Source organism: Streptomyces niphimycinicus (assembly GCF_018883605.1).
Classification (GTDB): domain Bacteria; phylum Actinomycetota; class Actinomycetes; order Streptomycetales; family Streptomycetaceae; genus Streptomyces; species Streptomyces niphimycinicus.
Map to the genome: position 1 here is coordinate 12142 of NZ_JAHLEM010000052.1, position 20325 is coordinate 32466.

At 70.8% G+C, this 20325-nt stretch carries 20 protein-coding genes and 3 pseudogenes; 6 read left to right on the forward strand and 17 right to left on the reverse strand.

Annotation, left to right across the window (positions count from 1 at the left end; translation table 11 throughout):
• Positions 1-316: 316 nt before the first annotated feature.
• The 8 genes and pseudogenes from KN815_RS06465 to KN815_RS06500 form a co-directional block, all read right to left on the reverse strand.
• Positions 317-929, reverse strand: a pseudogene (locus tag KN815_RS06465) (non-reducing end alpha-L-arabinofuranosidase family hydrolase); the annotation flags it as partial.
• Positions 929-1168: pseudogene (locus KN815_RS06470) on the reverse strand (class I SAM-dependent methyltransferase); the annotation flags it as partial. The pseudogenes KN815_RS06465 and KN815_RS06470, both read right to left, overlap by 1 nt.
• Positions 1169-1181: 13 nt before the next feature.
• The gene (locus KN815_RS06475) at positions 1182-1766 is read right to left on the reverse strand and encodes an ATP-grasp domain-containing protein (RefSeq protein ID WP_308403638.1); all 585 of its coding nucleotides are present in this window, start codon (positions 1764-1766) and stop codon (positions 1182-1184) included.
• A gap of 165 nt (positions 1767-1931) precedes the next feature.
• A complete protein-coding gene (locus tag KN815_RS06480) occupies positions 1932-3428 on the reverse strand; it encodes a purine-cytosine permease family protein (protein WP_216340780.1) in 1497 nt (498 codons plus the stop codon).
• Positions 3429-3507: 79 nt separating this feature from the next.
• A complete protein-coding gene (locus KN815_RS06485; RefSeq protein WP_216340781.1) occupies positions 3508-4266 on the reverse strand; it encodes an enoyl-CoA hydratase/isomerase family protein in 759 nt (252 codons plus the stop codon).
• A gap of 132 nt (positions 4267-4398) precedes the next feature.
• Entirely contained in the window at positions 4399-5571 is a 1173-nt protein-coding gene (locus KN815_RS06490) for an acyl-CoA dehydrogenase family protein (protein ID WP_216340782.1), read from the reverse strand.
• Between the two features lie 117 nt (positions 5572-5688).
• Positions 5689-7764 (reverse strand): acetate--CoA ligase family protein, encoded by a 2076-nt coding sequence (locus KN815_RS06495; protein ID WP_216340783.1) that lies wholly within the window; start codon positions 7762-7764, stop codon positions 5689-5691.
• Positions 7761-8633, reverse strand: a complete 873-nt coding sequence (locus tag KN815_RS06500; protein ID WP_216340784.1) for an SDR family NAD(P)-dependent oxidoreductase — start codon at positions 8631-8633, stop codon at positions 7761-7763. The genes KN815_RS06495 and KN815_RS06500 overlap by 4 nt, the downstream gene beginning before the upstream one ends.
• Positions 8634-8872: 239 nt before the next feature.
• Between KN815_RS06500 and KN815_RS06505 the strand changes: the two genes are divergently transcribed.
• On the forward strand, positions 8873-9493 hold the full coding sequence (locus KN815_RS06505; RefSeq protein ID WP_216340785.1) for a TetR/AcrR family transcriptional regulator: 621 nt from the start codon (positions 8873-8875) through the stop codon (positions 9491-9493).
• 320 nt (positions 9494-9813) lie between these two features.
• Here the strand turns inward: KN815_RS06505 and KN815_RS06510 are convergent, their stop codons facing one another.
• Positions 9814-10203 (reverse strand): cupin domain-containing protein, encoded by a 390-nt coding sequence (locus KN815_RS06510; RefSeq protein WP_216340786.1) that lies wholly within the window; start codon positions 10201-10203, stop codon positions 9814-9816.
• 80 nt (positions 10204-10283) lie between these two features.
• Between KN815_RS06510 and KN815_RS06515 the strand changes: the two genes are divergently transcribed.
• Positions 10284-11111 carry a class I SAM-dependent methyltransferase gene (locus KN815_RS06515; RefSeq protein WP_216340787.1) on the forward strand — a complete coding sequence of 276 codons (828 nt, stop codon included), beginning with the start codon at positions 10284-10286 and terminating at the stop codon, positions 11109-11111.
• Positions 11112-11161: 50 nt separating this feature from the next.
• On the opposite strand, the gene KN815_RS06520 is transcribed toward KN815_RS06515, so the two are convergent.
• The gene (locus KN815_RS06520) at positions 11162-11926 is read right to left on the reverse strand and encodes an amidohydrolase family protein (RefSeq protein WP_253208800.1); all 765 of its coding nucleotides are present in this window, start codon (positions 11924-11926) and stop codon (positions 11162-11164) included.
• Between the two features lie 195 nt (positions 11927-12121).
• The gene (locus tag KN815_RS06525; RefSeq protein WP_216340788.1) at positions 12122-12766 is read right to left on the reverse strand and encodes a DUF998 domain-containing protein; all 645 of its coding nucleotides are present in this window, start codon (positions 12764-12766) and stop codon (positions 12122-12124) included.
• 519 nt (positions 12767-13285) lie between these two features.
• Between KN815_RS06525 and KN815_RS06530 the strand changes: the two are divergent.
• From KN815_RS06530 to KN815_RS06540, 3 genes and pseudogenes are all read left to right on the forward strand, one after another.
• Positions 13286-13522 (forward strand): annotated as a pseudogene (locus tag KN815_RS06530) (allene oxide cyclase barrel-like domain-containing protein); the annotation flags it as partial.
• A gap of 188 nt (positions 13523-13710) precedes the next feature.
• The gene (locus KN815_RS06535) at positions 13711-13995 is read left to right on the forward strand and encodes a hypothetical protein (RefSeq protein WP_216340790.1); all 285 of its coding nucleotides are present in this window, start codon (positions 13711-13713) and stop codon (positions 13993-13995) included.
• A complete protein-coding gene (locus KN815_RS06540) occupies positions 13992-14282 on the forward strand; it encodes a hypothetical protein (RefSeq protein WP_216340791.1) in 291 nt (96 codons plus the stop codon). Before KN815_RS06535 ends, KN815_RS06540 begins: the two co-directional genes overlap by 4 nt.
• A 31-nt stretch (positions 14283-14313) precedes the next feature.
• Here the strand turns inward: KN815_RS06540 and KN815_RS06545 are convergent, their stop codons facing one another.
• Positions 14314-15225, reverse strand: a complete 912-nt coding sequence (locus KN815_RS06545; RefSeq protein WP_216340792.1) for an SDR family oxidoreductase — start codon at positions 15223-15225, stop codon at positions 14314-14316.
• 125 nt (positions 15226-15350) lie between these two features.
• Here KN815_RS06545 and KN815_RS06550 point away from each other — a divergent pair, with 125 nt between their 5' ends.
• Positions 15351-15920: a TetR family transcriptional regulator gene (locus KN815_RS06550; protein WP_216340793.1), complete on the forward strand. Its 570-nt coding sequence runs from the start codon at positions 15351-15353 to the stop codon at positions 15918-15920.
• A 103-nt stretch (positions 15921-16023) separates the two neighbouring features.
• Here the strand turns inward: KN815_RS06550 and KN815_RS06555 are convergent, their stop codons facing one another.
• The 5 genes from KN815_RS06555 to KN815_RS06575 all read right to left on the reverse strand — a co-directional run.
• Complete coding sequence (locus KN815_RS06555; RefSeq protein ID WP_216340794.1) at positions 16024-16587, reverse strand: HD domain-containing protein; 564 nt, start codon at positions 16585-16587, stop codon at positions 16024-16026.
• Positions 16584-17414, reverse strand: coding sequence for an inositol monophosphatase family protein (locus KN815_RS06560; RefSeq protein ID WP_216340795.1), 831 nt, complete (start codon positions 17412-17414; stop codon positions 16584-16586). Before KN815_RS06560 ends, KN815_RS06555 begins: the two co-directional genes overlap by 4 nt.
• Complete coding sequence (locus KN815_RS06565) at positions 17411-18658, reverse strand: alpha-D-ribose 1-methylphosphonate 5-triphosphate diphosphatase (RefSeq protein ID WP_216340796.1); 1248 nt, start codon at positions 18656-18658, stop codon at positions 17411-17413. Before KN815_RS06565 ends, KN815_RS06560 begins: the two co-directional genes overlap by 4 nt.
• Positions 18655-19431: an ATP-binding cassette domain-containing protein gene (locus tag KN815_RS06570; protein ID WP_216340797.1), complete on the reverse strand. Its 777-nt coding sequence runs from the start codon at positions 19429-19431 to the stop codon at positions 18655-18657. Before KN815_RS06570 ends, KN815_RS06565 begins: the two co-directional genes overlap by 4 nt.
• 5 nt (positions 19432-19436) lie before the next feature.
• Positions 19437-20325 (reverse strand): ATP-binding cassette domain-containing protein (locus KN815_RS06575; protein WP_216340798.1); only part of this gene is annotated, 889 nt, incomplete at its 5' end.

The window sequence follows — 20325 nt, forward strand, 5'->3', positions numbered from 1 at the left end:
GCGCGAGGCACGGCGGGCGGAGACGCTCGCGCCGGTTCGGCCTCCGGTCGGGTGGGGAGTCCGGTGAGGTCCTGACAGTCTGGATCGTCGCTCATGGTCTCGACTCTGATGCGCTCCGGACCGCAGTTGTAGCCCCGAGATCGTGAGGAGGTCATAGCCAAAGGGAATGACTATCGAATGAAAACGACCTCCACCGCGGCGGTCGGTGCCCCCACTCTCAGCCGGCACCGCATGACCGGTGGCTCAGCGGCGTACGGGCGCAGGGTGGGGGCCGCCGTCGTTCCGAGGCCGACGACGAAATGGCTTCACCGGCGTGTCAGCAGGTGGAGCTGGTCCGGGTGAGCAGGCTGAGACGCCATGGCAGGCCGTTGTAGTCGCCGCCGGCGGCCGGATCCTTGCCCTGGTACGGGTACTGGAGTTTGCAGGAGGGGACGGTTCAGCGTCGGGTCGTAACCGGCGCGGATCAGCTCCCCGTGACTGATGTCCTTCGTCCAGGCGCCGGACGGGAAGGCGGTGTTGCCGACCCGGGCGAAGGGGTTGCTTTCGGAGGCGGGCAGTAGTGTCCACGAGCCCGCGATGCTGCCGGAGGTCCAGGACCGGAAGTAGCGCCGTCCGTCCGAGCCGATCGCCTCGACGATCAGCAGGTACTGGTTGTCGCAGATCACCCACATGTCCACCCAGTAGCCGTTGCCGATGTTCTGACGGATGATGTCCGGCATCGACGAGTAGAAGTTGCGCGGGACGCTCCAGCCGTTGGGGTCGCTGATGTCGGTGTTCGTGGAGTACGAGGCGTTGCCGGTCTGGTGGACGAGGTACCACGTCTTCTGCGGTGCGAAGTAGAACACCTGCGGCGCCGCCCGGTACCCGGCGCCTATGGCGCCGCCGTCCAGGTAGTGGTGTGTGGCGGAGTTGGCCTGGGACCAGTCGGTTGGGGGCCGGGCTGGTCGACCTCGAAGAGCTGGAGACGGGAGGCGAACTCCGGCTCGCGCTGCGCGAAGGTGTCCAGACCGGCGCCCAGGGTGACGTACTGGGTGACGCCGCGGTCGGCCTGCTCGGCGATCAGGTCCTCGATGAAACGGGCGCGGGCCACGACGGCCGCCCGGAACCCTCTGGTGGTGTCCGGATCCATATCGGGGCGGCGGCGCCAGTCGTCGTCGGGGCCCGCCAGCCCAGTGGCTGGGTCAGCTCTTCCCGAGCGCCAGGCTGATTTCGACGTCGAAGAGATCGACGCCGAATGTCAGCTTGTTGACCTGAGGGGAGAGTGCCCCCGGAAGGCGGATGGCGCACTCACCGAAAGTCAGCCCCGATTCCTCCCTGAATGCTTCCAGATGGAACACGCAATCCGGTGCGTCGAGGCTTGTGAGTGCCTGCCTGGCGAGTGCCTCCGCTTGCTGGAACAGTGGCGCATGCCGCTTTCTGTCCCATATGTGGGCGGCCAGGACGCCGCCCTGCACGGCGCTCAGCGGTGATATGTGATTGCGGCTCATGGAGGACCATTGGAGATCGCCGTTCTGCCAGATGCCGTCTATATAGACTTCCGAGGCGTCCATGAAGGACTCGGCGACGATCTCGACATCCGACTGCCCGGAGAACGGCTGCATGGCCTGCGCGTACTCGCCCGGGGACCGGACGACGCTCGTGCGAAGGGCACCGGCACCGGTCGCCGGCTTGACCACGAAGATGTCCCCCAGCTCGTTGGCGAGATCCGTGAAGGATGTGCCGATGGGTATGTATCGGCAGCGTGCTCGCTTGACCTGCGGCGGCAACGTGCTCTTCTGGGGCGTTCTCGATGTCGGCGACACATCTGAAGCGTCGGCCCTCCGGTGTGTTCGCCGGCGCCTGCACGATATAGAAGGGGTCCAAGCCTCGGTGCCGCAATGCCTGGTCCGGGCCGTCCCGATGTCCGATGACAATCATCGTCGGCATTCGAATCATGTGTGGTCTCCGGCGTCCGCCTGGTGCCCGGCGTGGTCCGGGTCGAGACCGGCGTCGGCGGACGCGATGACGGCGCGTTCGGCGTCGATGTCGAGCGAACGGCACAGCACCAGATAGAGCAGGGACGACACGGCGAGTCCGACCAGCATGGTGATGTCGGCGCCCCTGACCCAGTGCGCGAGCGGCCCCTCCGCGTCTCCGATCACGGCGAACGGCAGCATCGAGACGAAGCCGACTCCATAGGCGGTGAGCCCGCGCCAGTTCCACCGGCCGTAGATGCCACGCGGGTTGAAGATCTCGCGGATCGAGTAGCGGCCACGCCGCACCACATAGAAGTCGATCAGGTTGACCGCGGTCCACGGTGTGAAGAGGTAGCCCAGGACGATCAGGAAGTCCCCGAAGGTGGTCAGGAAGTCGTCGTTGGCGCTGAAGGCGAGCGCGGTGGAGACCACGCCGATGGCCACCAGTGTGGCGATACGGGTGCCCAGGGTCAGCGGGATCCGCTTCACCGAGTCGATGCTGGACAGCAGCGTGAGGCTGCCGCCGTAGAAGTTGAGGGTGCCGATGCTGAACAGCGGAATCACCGACAACAGCAACAGCACCACACCGAAACCGGAAAATAGCTGGTCACCGGCGTTGACCACGGCATCCACCAGGCCCAGCTTCGGGAACAGCCCCGCGGCCACCGCCCCCACCAGCATCATCCACGCGCCACCGAAGCCCGCACCCAGATATGTCCACCAGAACGAGGAGCGCACCCCCACCGTCGGCGGAAGGTAGCGGGAGTAGTCGGAGACGTAGATGGACCACGAGAGCTGGTAGACGGCCGCGTGGAAGAGCTGGATCAGGAAGGGAGCGAGAGTGAAGGCGCTCAGATCGAGCTGGTCCGCGCTGAAGGGGGCGGCCACCACGATGCCCACGGAGAAGACGGCCAGGCCCGCGCCCGTCAGATAGGTCAGCCACCGGGACGCCTTGTGGATGAAGTCATATCCCACGACCGCGAGCACGATGGCGATCACGGCGTAGGCGATATAGCTGACCGACGGGGGAGTGTCCGCCAGGTGCTCCATCGTCGACCCGACCAGCACCTGGTTGAAGGCCGTGTAGCCGATGTACGTCACCAGCGCCACGACCCACACCAGCAGTGCGCCGACGAATCCGAACTGCGGCCGGGACTGGACCATTTGGGGCAGCCCGAGCTGCGGGCCCTGGGTGGAGTGGAAGGCCATGAAGAAGGTGCCCAGAGCGTTGCCGAGCACGATGGCGATGGCCGTCCAGATCAGGTTGCCGCCGAGCGCCACACCGATCGCGCCGGTGGCGATGGTGGCGAGATGTGCGTCCCCGGCGAACCAGACGGGGAAGAGGTGCCAGACCTTGCCGTGGCGTTCGGCGAGGGGCACATAGTCGATCGACCGGCTCTCGATGACCGGCCGGTGCCGGGCGGCGCCCGGAGTGTCCGGTGTCTCGGTCTCCTTGGTGGTGCTGACTGCCATACGGGTACTCCTGGGCGCGAGCGTGGCTGGGCGTGTGGTTGCGGATCCCCCCTGACGGTCGTGGTCGCGGCGGACCGGTTCAGCCCGTTCGGTTGAGCGCGGCGTACGCGAGCTGCTCCAGCAGCAACGCCGCCTCGCGCGGGGCATCGGCGGCCGCCGTGATCACCTGTTTGGCGACCGAGACGGCGAGCCGCGGCTGCGCGGCCAGCTCCGCGGCGATCTCCACCGCCTTCTCCCGTACGCCGCCCCCTTCGGCGATCTCGCCGATCAGTCCCCAGGCGTACGCCTCCCGCGCCCCGAAGCGGCGGCCGCGCAGTACCAGATCGCGGGTGCGGGCCGCTCCGACCTCCCGCACCAGCCGGGTCACCCCGCCGGAGCTGGGCAGAATGCCGATGCCCACCTCGGGCAGGCCGAAGACCGTGTCCGGGTCGGCCACCCGGATGTCCGCGGCCAGCGCCAGTTCCAGGCCGCCGCCGAGGCAGTAGCCCGACAGGGCCGCCACCGTGGGCTGGGGGAGGGCGGCGAACGTCTCGTACACGGCGCCGGACGAGCGGTAGTACTCGGCGATCGCCTCGGGGGTCATCTCGGGCAGCTCGCCGGTGTCCGCCCCGGCCGAGAAGGCGCGCGGCACTCCGGTGACGACCACGGCCCGGCTGGTGCGCACCTCCTGGCTGCGCAGGGCGTCGAGCAGGACGGACTCCAGATGGGTGGAGAGCGCGTTGAGCTTTCGCTCGCGGCGCAGTGTGAGCACGGCGATGTCGTGGTGTTCGCCGGTGCGCTCGATCTCCACGGTGCCGGCGTCCGGGGAGGCGGCGGGCGTTGTGTCGGTGGTGGTCATGGCGCTGGGTTTCTCCTGCCTCGCTGGTTGACGTCGTTGCCGCGCCACCTGTGGGAGTGGCGCGACAGTGGCGTGGTCGGCGGCAGGGGCCGTGGGCGTGGCCGTACGGCCCCTGCCGCCGGATGGTGCCGGTCAGCTCCCGGCGGTGAAGGACAGCAGGTCGTCCAGGCCGCGCTTGCCGACCTCGTTGGCGATGACCAGCCGCTGGATCTCGGAGGTGCCCTCCCAGATCCGGTCCACCCGCAGCTCGCGCCACAGCCGCTCGACCGGCATGTCCCGCATATAGCCGCGGCCGCCGAAGATCTGCACACAGCGGTCGACGATCCGGTTGGACGCCTCGGAGGCGGCGAGCTTGGCGGTGGCGGCCTTGGCGTGCAGGGTCTTGCGGTCGCCGCCCTGGTCGAACTCCCAGGCCACCTGGTGGGTGAAGGCGCGGTTGGTGGCGATCTCGGTCACCGAGTCGGCGATCATGCCCTGGATGAGCTGGCGGTTCATCAGCACATCCCCGCCCTGCTCGCGCTCCTTGGCCCAGTCCACGGCCAGCCGCAGCGCGCGCTCGGCGGCGCCGATGGTGCGCGCGGCGATCATCAGCCGCTCCTCGGTGAACCAGTCGCGGGTCAGGTCGTACCCCTCGCCGATCCTGCCGAGGACGGCGTCCTGGCCGACCCGGACGTCCTGGAAGAGGAACTCGGGGTGTTCGTAGACGAAGGTGTGGGTGTAGCGGGGGGTGCGCTTGACGGAGACGCCGGGGGTGTCCTTGTCGACGAGGAACATCGTCGGCTCGTCGTCCGGCCGCACATAGGCGAGGACGATGAGGAAGTCCGCCGCGTCGCCGACGGTCACGAACCACTTCTCACCGCTCAGGACATAGCCGTCGCCGTCCCGGGTGGCCGTGGTGCGGATGCCGGAGGGGTCGGAGCCGGCGTGTTCCTCGGTGATGGCCACCGCGTCGCGGCGGCGGCCCTCGATGTCCGGGACGAGGTAGCGCTCGCGCTGCTCGGGAGTGCAGGCGCTGAGGCAGTTGGCGGGACGCCACACCGCGTCCCACAGGGCGTTGGTGAGCTTGCCCAACTCGTCCTGGACGACGACCTGTTCCAGGATGGTGAGGCCCGCGCCGCCCCAGTCGGCGGGCATGTTGATGGCTTGCAGGCCGTGGGCGAGCACCTCGTCGCGGATGACGGCGTGGGCTTCGGGCGGCAGGCCGTTGTTGGCCTCGCACTCGTCCTCGAACTGCATGATCTTGCCGGTCAGGCTGGCGGCACGCTGCTTCAGTTCGGACAGACGGGGGCTGAGGGCGAATTCCACGGTGTTTCCTCCTGTTGATGTGGCGCGAGCGAGCTGATGTGGCGCGAGTGAGTTGATGTGGCGCGAGCGAGCGCTCCTACGTGTGGATGTCAGCCGGTGGCTGTCAGCCGTGTGGTGTCACCCCAGGACGATGCGGGCGTCCAGGCCCTGGCATCCGCGCGGCGTGGCGAGCAGCGGGTTGACTTCCAGCTCGGCGATCTCCGGATGGGCCGCCGCCACTTCGGTGATGACGGCGATGGTGCGGGCGAGTGCGTCGAGATCGACGGCGGGGCGGCCACGCACGCCGTGCAGCAGGGCCGCGGAGCGCAGCCGGCCCAGCAGCTCACGGGCCTGCCCGGGGGTGAGCGGGGCGAGCGCGAAGGCCACATCGCGCAGCACCTCGGTGGTGACCCCGCCGAGGCCGAGCATGGTGACCGGGCCGAACCGGGGGTCGCGCCGGACACCGACGATCAATTCGACACCGTCCCGCAGATCCGCCATGGCCTCGACGCAGTACCCCGGCGGGGACAGCCGCTCGGCCATGTCGGCGACGGTGGCGCGGACCGCCGGATCGCCCTCCAGCCCGAGCGCGACACCACCGGAATCGGACTTGTGCAGCAGGCCGAGCGCCTTGACCACGACCCTGCCGCCGATCTCGCGGGCCGCCGCCACGGCCTCGTCCACGGTCGTGACCAGGCGTGCCGCCGGGAAGTGCACCCCCGCGGCGCGGATCAGCTCGCGTGCGCTCCAGTAGCCGTCGTCCGACACCGGCGGCAGCGGGTCGGGCAGGGGCCGCAGCGCGGGGTCGGCGGCGGTGCGCCGGGCCAGCATCCCGAGGCTGCGGGCCGCTTCCTCGATGGCACGGAAGACGGGGACACCGTGTCGCTGTAGTTCCTCGGCGGCATCGCTGTAGGGATACATGGTGTGAACGGCCACCGGTTTGCAGCGGTCGCGTACCAGCTCGCCCATCTCGGCGGCGGTCTCGATCTCGGCGGCGGCCAGGGCGGCGCTGTACTCGCCGTAGCCACCGAAGTAGCCGGTGATCAGGACCGAGTCGGTGTCCGGCGCGTCGAGCAGATCGCCCAGCACCCGGGCGAAGGAGGTCACGTCCCGCTCGCCCATGCCCGCCAGGTCCACCGGGTTGCCCACCCCCGCCGACGGCGTCAGATGGCCGCGCAGCAGCCGCGACAGCTCGGGATCGAACTCCGGTACGGACAATCCGTACCGCTCGGCCAGATCACAGGCGACCGAGGCATGGCCACCGCCGTCGGCGAGCACCGCAACCCTTCGGGCGGGGGCCGCGCCGAACAGATGCAGCGCCTCCAGCAGGCTGGCCATCTGACGGGGGCTGGCCACCCGGTCGATCCCGGCGGCCCGGCAGGCGGCGTCGATCACCGAACTGTCGCTGACCAGCGCCCCGGTGTGCGACTTGGCTCCGCGTACGGACGCCTCGCTGGCGCCGACGGTGAGCAGCACCACGGGCTTGCCCATCGTGGTGGCCTCGGCGGCCGCGGCCACGAACTCGCGGCCGTCGCCGAAGTCCTCGCTGTACACCGCGATCAGCTTGGTCTCCGGGTGCACGGTGTACGCACGGATGAGGTCGGCGACGGTGAGGTCGGCCTGGTTGCCGAGGGAGGCGAAACGGGAGAAGCCGAGCCCCCGCTCGGCCAGGATCCGGCTGAGTTCCAGGGCCATGTTGCCGCTCTGCGAGATCAGGCCCACTGGGCCGGGCGGCAGTGGATTGGAGGACAGATACAGTTCGCTGCCGCTGTCCAGGACGCCCAGGCAGTTGGGGCCCAGCAGCACGGCACCCGCCTCGCGCACCCGCCGGGCCAGTGCCGCCTGCCGCGCCTCGCCCTCGGTGCCGAGCTCCGCGAAGCCCGCGGTGATGCCGACGATGGCGCGCGCCCCGGCGGCGAGCGCGTCCTCGACGGCCGACTCGAATCCGGCCGCCGGGACGGCGATCACCGCGAGGTCGGCGCGCTGCGGGAGTTCGGCCATGGAGCGGTAGGCGCGCTCGCCGAGCACCGGTTCACCGCGGCGGTTGATCAGGTACACCGGGCGCCGCTGCCGCATGCGCAGCGCCTGCACGCTGATCCAGTTGCCCCATTTGGTCTGGTCGTTGCTGGCCCCGACGATGGCGACCGCGTTGGGCGAGAACAGCGGTCCGAGGTCGCGTTCCGGAACGCGCCGCTCCGTGGCGGAGAGGGTCATGGGTGGTCCTTCGGGGACGAGTCCGGCGTGGTGAGGTCGGGTTCCGGCGCGGCGAGGTCGGGCACGGGGTGCCCGGCGCCCCATGCGTCCGCTCCGCCATCGACCACAACGGTGGTGCCGGTGATGTAGGAGCCCTGGGGGGAGGCGAGGAAGGAGATGAGGCCGGAGACGTCCTCGGGCCGGCCGAGCCTGCCCAGCGGCACCGACCTCTCCCAGCGCTGCCGGTCCTCTGGGGTGTAGTGGTCGTCCAGACCTCCGGTGGCGATGGTGCCGGGGGCCACGCACACGGTGCGGATGCCGTACCGGCTCCACTCCAGGCTGAGCCCGGCCGCCAGGTTCTCCACCGCGGCCCGCGCGGAGGCGGCGTGGGCGAAGCCGGGAATGCCGCGGCGCGGAGAGAAGGCGAGGAAGAACACGGCGCCGGAGCGCTGCGGAATCATCGCCCGGCGGGCGACCTCGCGGGTCATCGCCCAGGTGGCGTCCACGGCGAGCCGGTGCACGGCCCGCCAGCCGCCCGGGCCGATCTCCTCGGCGGGCGCCGAGAACTGCCCGCCCGCGTTGTTGACCAGGACATCGATGCGGCCGAACGCCTCGAGCGCGTGGCCCACGACGGTGCTGACGCTGCCCTCCTCGCGGATGTCCGCGGACACCGTGACGCAGGATCCGCCGAGGGACTCCATCTCGTCGGCGACCTCCGCCAGGGGCTCCGGGCGGCGCCCGCAGATCACGACGCGCGCCCCGCCTGCGGCCAGGTCCAGTGCGGTGGCCCGGCCGATGCCGGTGCCTCCGCCGGTCACCAGCGCGACCTTGCCGGTGTGGATATCCGGCCGTAGCCCGCCGCCCGGCGGCATCGGTTGATCAGTCCGCACAGAGCCTCCTCGATCGGTGCGCCAAAGGTTTGACTGATGCGTCAGTTAGCCCTCTGGGCGAGACTGGCGTCAAGGGGGTGCGGCAAGAAAATTCCCATGGAAGAAGGGCAGTTCAACATGGTCGTGGGACTTGCCGAGGAGTTGACGCGTCAGTCAGAATGACCGGACCCTGAGCGACATGATCAGACGCTGAGCACTGGTGCGGACGGGGAGCCAGGACCGAGGAATGGAGAGACGATGTGAGCACCGGCACGAAGACGGAGCCCAGGAGCGATGAGGACCGCAGGGTGACGATCCTCGACGCCACCTGGCAGTTGATCGCCGAGCGCGGCTTCCACGCGGTGCGCATCTCCGACATCGCCAAGGTCTGCGGCACCAGCACCGGCACGGTGCACTACTACTTCCCGGGGAAGAACGACGTACTGGCAGAGGCCCTCAAGTACTGCGTCGACCGGGCCTTCGCCCGCCAGTCCACCCAACTGCGCGCCATTCACAACGCACACGAGCGGCTGCTGAAGCTGATCGACATGCAGTTGCCACGGGTCGGCCAGGTCCGGGACGAGTGGGCCATCTGGCTCCAGTACTGGGCCGAGGCCACCATCCGGCCCGAGTTCCGCCCGGCCCACAACGAGTACTACGCACGCTGGCAGGAGACCGTGCGCCGGATCGTCCAGCGCGGCCAGCGGCAGGGAATCTTCCGCGCGGACGCCGATCCGCAGGTCGTCGCATTGCGGCTGACCGCACTCACCGACGGCGCGGCGATCCAGGTGCTGACCGGGGTACCCGGTATGACCATCGGCACCATGCGTGAACTCCTGGTGGATTTCGTCCACCAGGAGCTGGTGGCAGGCGCACGCTGAGCCGAGCCCGGCCTGGCGCGACGCCGCGCCGCATCGGCGGGGGAGGGACCCGCCGGGGCGGGATCACTGGACCGAGCGCCCTCTGCTTGGCCACGCATCCGCACTCGGCCGCACAGGCGCTGGGTGCACGCCTGGTCCGGGAAGGCAGGGTGATGTACAGCGTCCCCGACGAGTGGGTCACCGCGACGGTTGACGTCAGTCCCTGGCTCGAACAGAAGGTCGGTGCGGTATTCGCCCATCGCGCCGCCCCTCCCTGTCAGTCTGTGCTGAGACACCCGGTATGCCTGAGCGATATCAACCGCCTCGACACTCGTTCGCGCTCAGCTCTGCGGCCGCGCTCCGCTCTCCTCCGTCACTGCGTAGCCGGGCACGGACGGCCAGCGAACCGTCAGCACCACCGACTCCTCCTCCGCGAACCATGAGTGGTCGGTTCCGCGCCCCCACACGACGTAGTCGCCCTGCTCTTCCAGAAGAACGCTGCGGCCGGGGAGTTCTACGCGGAAGCGGCCGCTGATCAGAACCAGGAGCGCGGTGCGTTCCTCGCCCTTCACCCACTGCAATCGCTCGTCGCCACGGGGGTGGACGCCCCATTTGATCTCTACGGCCTCGCTGTGGCGCGGATCGTCAACGTCCTTGAAGTGTCCGAGGAGCCACCCCCGGTCCAGCGCCGCATCCTTGCCCGCATTGCCCACGTACACACTGTCGTTCACAGGACTGGACGCTAGCAGTCGCTCTTGCGGACACGATCCGCGCCTGATGCGCGCCGACGACCAGGCCCTAGTGTGCTGCCATGCGCGACGACACGCCTGACGAAACGCGCCGTGTCCATCTGGGCCGGATCTTCGACGAGGACGCGGAGCTGTACGACCGGGCCAGGCCCGGGTATCCGCCCGAGCTGTTCGACGACCTCATGGAGGTGGCCGGAACCGGCCCCGGCTGTCGTGTTCTCGAGGTAGGGGCAGGCACGGGCAAGGCGACCTTGCCGCTCGCCGAGCGCGGTTGCCGGATCACGGCCGTCGAGCTGGGCGCGGACATGGCGGCTGTCGCCCGGCGCAATCTGGCCGGGTTCGAAGCGGTGGAGATCGTCACGGCGGACTTCGAGACCTGGCCGCTGCCGGAGGAGCCGTTCGACGCGGTCGTCTCGGCGACGGCGTTCCACTGGATCGATCCGGCGGTGCGGATGGCGAAGGCCGCCGACGCGCTGCGGGCCGGTGGCGCCCTCGCCGTCGTCGCCACACAGCATGTGGCGGGCGGTAGCGAAGGGTTCTTCGTCGAGGTCCAGGACTGCTACGAGCACTTCGATCCGGCCACCCCGCCGGGGCTGCGGCTTCCGGCCGCAGCGGACGTCGACACCTCGGATCACGCGGATGAGGTCGCACGCAGCGGCCGGTTCGGACCAGTCGACTTCCGGCGTTACGAGTGGGACCTGACGTACACCACGGCGGAGTACCTGGCAGTGCTGCGGACCTACTCCGGCCACCGGGCGCTGCCGCCACAGGCCAGGGAGGGGCTGCTGGGGTGCATCGCCGGGCTGATCGACAGGCGGTACGGAGGACGGGTCACCAAGCGGTATCTCACGGAACTGCGGGTGTCACGAACGGCCCCCGCTCTTCGGTAGGCGCCGCTCCGGCCGTGCCCACCGCACACGCACATCCGCCGGCTCGCCCCTCAGATGATGACTCGGCCGCGCAGAATGATGCGACTCGGATGGGCCAGAGCCGAGCTGTCGAGGGTCGGGTCGGTGTCATAGGCGACGAGGTCGGCGGGGCCTCCATCGACCAGTCCGGGCAGCCCCAGCCAGGCTCGGGCCGCCCACGATGCCGCCCCGAGAGCCGCTTCCGCCGACAGCCCGGCGCGTACCAGCCATTCGACCTCCGACATGACCCTGCCGCAGGGGAAGCTGTCAGTGCCTGCCAGTACGGTGACGCCGGCTTCGTATGCGGCCCTGACGTTCGGCAGCATGCCCTCCCAGCCGGCCAGCCACCAGTCGCGACGTGCGCTCGGCTCCTCGGCGCGCCGTCGGTCGGCTCCCGCGCCGAAGACGCTGAGCGTCGGAACGAACGCGGTGCCCTGGGAAGCCATCTGATCGATCAGACCAGGGTCCAGGTGCATGCCGTGCTCCAGACTGTCGACGCCCGCATGAACGGCACGGCGGCTGCCGTCGGCGGTCTGGCAGTGGGCGGCCACCCGGCCGCCGACCGCGTGTACGGCTTGCACCACGGAGGTGAGGACTTCCTCGGGCAGTGCCGGTTCGTCGTACTTCCAGTCCACGACGACCTTGCACCAGCCCGAGGACGCCTTGGCTTCCTCGACGGCCGCCCGCACCAGATCCGCTTCAGTCACATCACGCCCGAAGCCGGGGAAGAAACGGCCCGGAGTGGCCAGCCACCGTCCGGCCGAGCGCACCCGCGGCAGCTCCGGCTCCTGATCCACCCAGCTCGGTATGGGCGCGGCGGACCCGGGCGTCCGGACCAGCAGTACGCCGGAGTCGCGATGATCGGTCAGATGCCGGCAATCCAGAAGGACCGCTCTTCCCGCTCCGGCAACACGACGCCGCGCACCTGGAGTACCACCGGCGAGCGCCTCCTCGAATCCGCATGAGCCGATTTGTCGATCTTACGGGTGGGCTCATATCCCGTGGGGCGCCCGCGCGGTACGCATTTCCGGCGCGGTGTCCGGCGTACGGGACTTTTGGTGGAACAGGCCGCGGCCGCCGACGACCAGCGCCCACGCCAAGAGGGGAAACGCCGCGACCCGCTCCATGCCTCCCATGCCGAGGCCGAGATAGTGACGGGAGAGAAAGAGCCCGAAGGCCGTGAGCGCGATGATTCCCAGCGAACTGCTCATCCGGCGCAGGGGAGCCGGGACATCGTTCGCCAGCCTGGCTCCTGCCAGGAGCAGACCGATGTTGCCCGTTCCCATGATGAGCAGGGCGCCCAGGACATGCTGGTTCTCGTGGACGTCCGCGGGTGCCAGCCCGGCCAGGACAAAGCCCACGCCGGCACCGGCCAACAGAAACCGGGTCACGGCCGAGGCGGAGCCTCGGCGCCACAGAACGCCAGTCAGGACGGTGCCGATCACGAGCAGCGTTCCCAGTGCGATGAACGAGGCGTTCATCGCGGCGTGTTCGGGCGAGCAGACATAGCGTGGCTCGGGATCGGGCTGCAGAGCGCAGTGAGCGTTTCCCAAGTCGCTGATGTTGTTCCATGCCCAACTGTACGGTCGCGCCCAGGCCGACTCGACGAACAAGTGGACCGCGAAGAACTGCACCACACCCACCACCCACGCGCAATATCCGATTCGAGCCTTCACCTGTCCGCCTTCTCTCGCACGATGATTGTGCAGACAGCGGATCATGCGGCGTCGGCCTCAAACACTCCGACAAGCCCCCGGAGCGAGGTGGGGCAGGCCCTACCTCGCTCCGCGTCTCAAGGGGGTCACGGAATCGCGGGAAGAGCGGAATTGAAGCTTCATCGCCGGCTCCCAGAGGCCGGGAAAAGAAAGTGGCCCTCACCGACGGGGGATGCGGTGAGGGCCAACCTCAGTGTGGCACGGCCGCAGCGCGGAAGCACGCGTTCCGCGCGTCACAGTCGCATATATCTACAACCGGAACGCGCCCGCCCGCACCGCTGCGGCGGTCCCGGCGGCCCTGACCTCCTACGTTGTGTCTCGCGAAGCGGCGGCCCGGGTCTTTCCGTCCGCCGTTCCCGGCGACCGCCGGCCTGGCGGCTGCCCTGTGCTGCGCGCCCCTGGCGGTGGCCGCCGCACCGGCCGCAGCCGCGACCGGCTCGCACGGTGACCCGCACCAGCCCCATGGATACGAGTGACCTTCAGTGTCAGATCACTCTTTCGCTGTCCGAGGGGCAGATCACCGTGCAGGGGGTGTTCGCCATCACCGGTGCCGGCCCCGGCGACATCACTTTGGCCATCACCGGAGGCACGGGGCGCTTCCGCACCGCCCACGGCTTCATCCACGCCGTCAACACCAGTAACACCGAAACGCAGCTCACCGTCCATCTCATCCGCTGAGCTGGAGAGCCGTAGAAGTTGGCGGGCGAAGGTCCGCGCCTCGTTCCCGTGCGCCCCACCGACTACCCTGATCTCCCACCGCGCCCCACGGGGCACGCGTCCTGCGAGAGAATGGCCCGAGCCCGAGCGAAGGCGTCTCGACTGGGGCCGCAGAACGTCACACCCGATGCGGGGAAGGGAACTCGGAGATGAGCGCACAGCCCGAACACCCCACCGACCGCAGGATCCCGGCGATCCCGAACACGATCAACGGCATCGGCGATGCGCTGTCCGGAGCGAACCGGGCCCACTTCTACGCCGAGGTCCTGGCCGCTGAGGAGGAGACCGTTCCCGGCATCATGCGCAAGTGGTGGAAGGCGGCCATGCTCGACAGCGCCCCCGGCGCGGCGGAGAGCCGTTCCAACGCCGCCGCCGGCACCCGCCTGGTCTCCGTGGAGGACCTCGCCGACCAGCTCGAGGGAATCAGCCGGTGACCGCCCAGCCGCGCCGCGGCTGGGCGGTGTGGACCGAGGAGATCCCCGCACAGACGCTGCTCGACATGCCACCGGACCTCTCCAAGAAGGTGGTGAACTTCCTCGGCGCGCTGGCCCTCGAAGTCGGCGGCGCGATCGACCGCGACCGGCGGCCGCCGGGCGACCCGATGGACGATCTCGGCGCCCGGTACAGCCTCCAGATCGGCGGGGAGCCGATCGTTTTCGAATACGTCGTACTCCCCGAACTCCGCGAGATCCGCGTCCCCGTATTGGTCTGGTTCCGCTGATCGGCCTCCTGTCGGCCCCGGTGCGAGGCGGTCAGGAGGGCGGCGTGGCGAAGTAGTCGCCGTGCTCCAGGTCGTCGAGCAGTGTCGGGTGGGTGGGCGACCAGCCGAGCAGCTCCTGGGTGTGAGCGCTGGAGACGGGCGCGTCGATGCCGTAGACGGTGGCCATGAACGGGCTGACGAAGTGCCCGGCGGCCTCGTCCGGGGTCAGCGAGACCGCGGGCAGATCGAGGGCTCGGGCGATCGTCTCCGCGATGCTCTTGAAGGTGACGCCGCTTTCGGCCACTCCATGCAGCACGCTGCCCGCGGGAGCCTTCTCCAGTGCCAGGCGGAACAGGCTCGCCGCGTCGAGCCGATGCACCGCGGGCCACCGGTTGCCGCCGTCGCCGACATACGCCGACCTGCCGGTCTTTCGCGCGGTGGCGACGAGCATGCCGATGAAGCCGTAGTCCCCGGGGCCGTGGACGGTGGGAGCGAGCCGGACCACGCTCGCACGTACTCCCTGGGTGGCGAAGTCGAGGCACGCTCGCTCGCCCGGGATCCGGAATCCGGCGATCCCGGCCGGGTCGGGCTCGTCCTGCTCGGTGGTCTCCCGGCCGAGGGGCATGACGAGCGTGCCGGAGGTGCTGACGAACGGCTTGCCCGAGTGCTCCAGCGCTCGGCCGAGCGTCTCGATCGCGGTCCGGTCGCGCCGCATCATGTCGTCGGGGTCGGCGAAGTCGCCGCCGAAGGCCATGTGCAGGACGCCGTCGGCGGCTTCGGCGCCGCTCCGCAGGCTGTCGAGGTCGTCGAGGGAGCCGCGGTGCGGTGTGGCGCCCAGCGACTCCAGTCGAGCGGCGGCGGCGTCCGAGCGCGCCAGGCCGGTGACGGCGTGGCCGGCCGCGACGAGCTCGGCCACGATGGCGGGGCCGGTCAGGCCGGAACCGCCGGTAACGAAGACATGCATGAAAGGCTCTCCCACTTAACGTCAGTGACTGGCGCTACTTAGTGCCAGTCACTGACTCTACGCGTAGTGCCAGTCACTGGCGCAATGTGGTGTCGGTCACTGACACAACGCGATAGACTCGGGGCGTGCCACGGAGCGGACTAGAAGCGCGCCGCCGTCTTCAGCAGGCGGCGCTGGAGCTGTACCGGGAGCGGGGGTTCGACCAGACCACCACGGCTGAGATCGCCGCCCGGGCCGGTGTCAACGAGCGCACGTTCTTCCGGCACTTCCCGGACAAGCGCGAGGTGCTCTTCCATGGCGAGGCCGACCTGCGTGCCGAGCTGATGCGATCGGTGGCCGAGGCGCCCGATGGTCTTCAGCCGCTCGACATACTGCTCCGCGCCTTCCGGGAAGCCGGACGGATCCTCGAGGAGAACCGGCCGTTCTCCGAACCGCGGCTGGAAGTCATCGCCAAGACACCAGCGCTCCGCGAACGCGAGTTGGCCAAGGCCGCGTCGCTCACCGAAGCCGTGGCGGAGGCGCTGCGGCAGCGCGGTGTCGCCGACCGGCTGGCCGGCCTGGCCGCCCAGACCGGCTGGGCCGCCTTTCACCAAGCGGCCGGGGCCTGGATCGACGACCCCTCAGCGAACCTGGACGCGCATCTCTCACGGGCCTTCGACGACCTGCGTGCCCTCTCCGCGACGTCGACAGGCTGAGCCGTACCGCCCGTCGTCCGGCCTGTGGCGGGTGTGGCGCGGGGCCGGACGCACAACGCCCCGGGGGCAGGCCGCTCGGCCTGCCCCCGGGGCGCCACCGCCGTCAGGTCCGCCGTGCCGCGACGCAGCGGGCATGGGCCGCCAGAAGCTCCGGCATCGTGAGCCGCGGGCCGTCCGGATCCTTCGCCGCGTCGTCCCAGCGGCGCAGCGCGACCGCGTCCGCACACAGCGGATGCGCCGCGAACTCCGCCGCCTCCTGCTCGTCCATCGGGCCGCCCTGGACCTTCAGCGACGCGATGGACGCCGGGCTGAGCAGGGCGTGGTACGCCGGATCGGTCGCCACCAGATAGCGCTTGGCCGGTACATGCTGGGCGATGACCCACGCCGCCCGTTCGCTCACCCGGCGCCGGGCGAACGCGGCGCCCGCCACCTCGTGCGGCAGGCCCGGGTGTTCGGCCCGGACCGGCCGGGCCCGGCCGATGTCGTGCAGTGCCGCGGCCACCACGAGTTCGTCGTCCGCGCCCGCGTCCCTCGCCAGCCACGCCGTCTGAAGCGCGTGGGTCCGCTGGTCGACAGCCTCCCCGCCGTACGGCAGGCCCGCGAGGCCGTCGACGAGTGCGGTCAGCTCCTCGCCCGTGAGCGGGGCAGCGGGAATACCGCCGGTCATCGGGCCTCCGTTCCGCGGATGGTCTCCGCCAGTTCCTCCGCGAGCCGCGGGGTCGCCGCCACCACACCCGACCAGCGGCGGGTGAGGTCGGGGTCGATCTCCAGCGGTCGGCCGTGCACATCGATCACCGCGCCGCCCGCCGCGGGGACCGTCACCATCGCGGCCGCCAGGTCCACGATCCGGTGGGTGTCGGAACCGGCGTCGGCGAACGCGTCCGTCGACCCCTCGGCCACCAGCATCGCTTCCAGACAACTCGTCGACAGGATGCGGATCCTGGCCGCCCGGTTCGCCACCCGCCACCACGCGTCGGCGATATGCGCCTGCGGCCGCAGCAGACTCACCGCCGCGCCGTCCAGCTCCGTACGGCCGTTTGTGCGGTACGGCGAGGGCCGGCCCGCCACCGTGTGCCAGCAGCGCCCGGTGTCCAGCCAACTGGTCAGCGCCTCCGTCGGCACTCCGTCCACCGCGATGACGCCCGCGAAGGCGGACAGGGGGACACCGGAGGCGGCGTTCGCCGTGCCGTCCACCGGGTCGGTGACCAGGGTGACGGCGGAGCCGTTGTCGATATGGCCCAGCTCCTCGCTGAGCAGATTGATCCGGTGGGCGTTCACGACCTCGGCGATCGCGGTGTCCACCAGGATGTCCAGCCGCATCGTGGCCGTACCGTCCGCGCCGACCTGTACCTTCTCGGCGAGCTGGGCCCGGTCGTACGCCTCGCGCGCGGCGCGGAACGCGTCCGTGGCGGCCCGGGTCGCCTCGGCCAGCGCCGGGTGGACGCCGGAGGGCAGATGCGGTTCGGGCACCGGCCAGGGGATCCGGCCGCTCATACCGCGTCACCTCCCGAGGCTCCCGAGGCCGCGCGCAGGACGGCCGCTACCACGGGCCAGGGGCGGCCCGGCTCGGCCAGCACCAGGTCGGCCCGCAGACCCGGCGCGAGCCGCCCGCGGTCCGGGAGACCGGCCACGTCCGCGGCGCCGCCGGTGACCAGGCCGACCGCCTCGGGCAGCGTCGCCAGCCCGTCCTCGGCGAGCAGCAGTGCCGCCGAGAGCAGCCCCGACGGCAGGTAGTCGGAGGCGAGCGCGGTGACCAGGCCGCGGCCGACCAGCTCACGGCCGGACGCGTTGCCGTTGTGCGAGTGGCCGCGCAGCACGTTGGGAGCGCCCATCACGACCGGCATGCCATGCTCGCGAGCGGCCTTCGCGGCCGCCGTCGTGGTGGGGAACTCCGCGACCGAGCCGCCCCGGTCGCACAGTTCCTCGATCTCCCGCGGCGAGCTGGGGTCGTGGCCGAGCAGCCGGATCCGGCCCGCCCCGGCCTGCTCGCCGAGCCACTCCAGCGCCTCCTCGCGGACGTCGAGCCGGCCGTCCCGGTCCTCGATCAGCCGGTCGACGTAGGCGCGGGCCTCCTCCTCGGTGACGCCACGGGTGCCGACGAGATACCGCTCGTAGTAGCCGCGGTCCGCGTACTGCCCCTGCCCCGGGGTGTGGTCCTCGTGCGACACCAGGACCGGCCCCCGGGCGGTGCCACCGATCTCCGCGAGCCGCTGCCGCAGTCCGGCCAGGCCCTCCGGGCAGCGGATGTCCAGCCGGTGCAGAATCCGGTGGTCCACCAGGCCGTCGCCGCGGCTCTCCACGGCCGCGCAGATCCGCCGTGCGCTCTCCAGGGTGCGGCGCATCCCGCGGCCACCGCTCTCCTCGAACGCCGCGCCGTGGAACGCCGTCGTCACACCGGCCGCGCGCAGCTTGCCCTCGAAGGACAACAGCGCGAATTCCATGGGCAGTTCGGCCCCGGGCCGCGGCAGCAGCTCCTTCTCCAGACCGTCGCTGTGCACATCCACCAGACCGGGCAGACACAGCATCCCCTGGCCGTCGACATCGGCCTCCACACCGGCCGGGTGCGGTTCGATGGCCGCGATCCGGCCGTCCCGGACCGCGACCAGCGCGTCGTCCAGCAGCCGGTCCGGCAGCACCGCCCGTACGTGCCCCAGCACATAGTCCCGGGGCGGGTCGCCCAGCGTCCAGCCCTGGGCAGGTGCCTCGGCCGGTCCCCTGCTCACCAGTCCTGTGCTCATGCCGCGACCTCCAGCATCTGCTCCGGCGCGCCCTGCCGGGCGATCCGTCCGTCCCCGACGAATACCACCCGGGACGCCAGCCGCCGGATGGCGTCCATGTCGTGGAAGACGGCGAGGACGGCGACGCCCTGCCCGGCCAGCGAGTCGACCAGCTCCAGCGCGGCCTCCCGGTTGGCCGGGTCCAGCGCCGAGACCGGCTCGTCGAGCAGCAGCAGCCGGGGCGGCTGCACGGTGCCCGCGGCGAGGTTCACCCGCTGGCGCTCACCGCCGGAGAGGACACCGCAGTCGACGTCCCACAGCGTCTCGTCGAGGTTCAGCCGGTGCAGCGCGGCCGCGGCGGCCTCCCTCGCCTCGCCCCGGTCGAGCCCGCGCCGCCGGGCGGTCGCGGCGACGACCTCCAGCGGGCCGGTGCGCGGCGGCGCGGCGAGGAACTGCGACACATAGCCGAACTGCCGGCCGCGCAGCCGGGCCATCTCCCGGTCGGGCAGCGTGGTCAGCTCGACCGTCCCGGCCGGTGTGCGCAGCCGTACGGAACCCGAGTCCGGCAGGTAGGTGCGGTACACACAGCGCAGCAGCGAGGACTTGCCCGCACCGCTGGGCCCCGCGAGGGCGACGTGTTCGCCGGTGTGCACATCGAGGTCGACACCGCGCAGCGACGGCACGGTCCGCCCGTCGATGCTGTGCAGGGTGAAGGACTTGTACAGGGCGCGTACGGACAGCACGGTGCCCTGGTTCTCGGACAGGGAGTGGGTGGTGTCGGCGGTGGTGTTCACCGGGCTCACCTCCGGGCGGCGGCGACGAGCCGCTGGGTGTAGGGGTGGTGGGGATCGTGGAAGAGCTGGTCGGTCAGGCCCTGTTCGACGACCCGGCCCGTCTGCATGACCAGCGTGCGGTCGGTCAGCGCCTCGATCACCGAGAAGTCGTGGCTGACGACCACGGCGGCGACGTCCCGCTCGGCGAGCAGGCTCCGCAGCAGATCGAGCACACCGGCGGCGACGGAGGCGTCCAGACCGGTGGTGGGCTCGTCGAGCAGCAGCACCGGCGGTTCGGTGGCCAGGGCCTTGGCGATCTGCACGCGCTGCCGCATGCCGCCGGAGAAGGTGTGCACCGGGTCGTCCATGCGGGACAGCGGCACCTCGACCCGGTCCAGCAGCTCCGCCGCGCGGCGCCGGATGGCGTGATAGCCGCGCCGGCCCGCCGCGGTCAGCCGCTCGGCGATGTTGCCGCCGGCCGAGACCCGCAGATCGAGTCCGGCGGCCGGGTCCTGGTAGACCACGGCCATCGAATCGATCCGCAGCCGCCGCCGCACGGCCGCGGGGAGCGCCAGCACCTCGGACACGCCGTCGTCCACCGAGGCCAGGTGGACCTGTCCGGCCGTGGCCGGCTCGTCGCCGATGACACAGCGCAGCACGGTGGACTTGCCGGAGCCCGACTCGCCGATGAGGCCCAGGGCCTCGCCCGGCGCCACGTCGAAGGAGACGTCCCAGGCGGCCACCACCGCACCGGTGGACGGGCTGATCGCGGTGCCATGCTCGGGACCCGTGCCGGGTACGGCCGCTGCGCCGCCCGCGCCGTGCACCTTGCCGATGCCATCGACCCGCAGGGCCCACTCGGGGCCGCCGGTCCGGGCCCTGCGGGCGGGCGCCGGCCTGTCGTCCGCCTCGGCG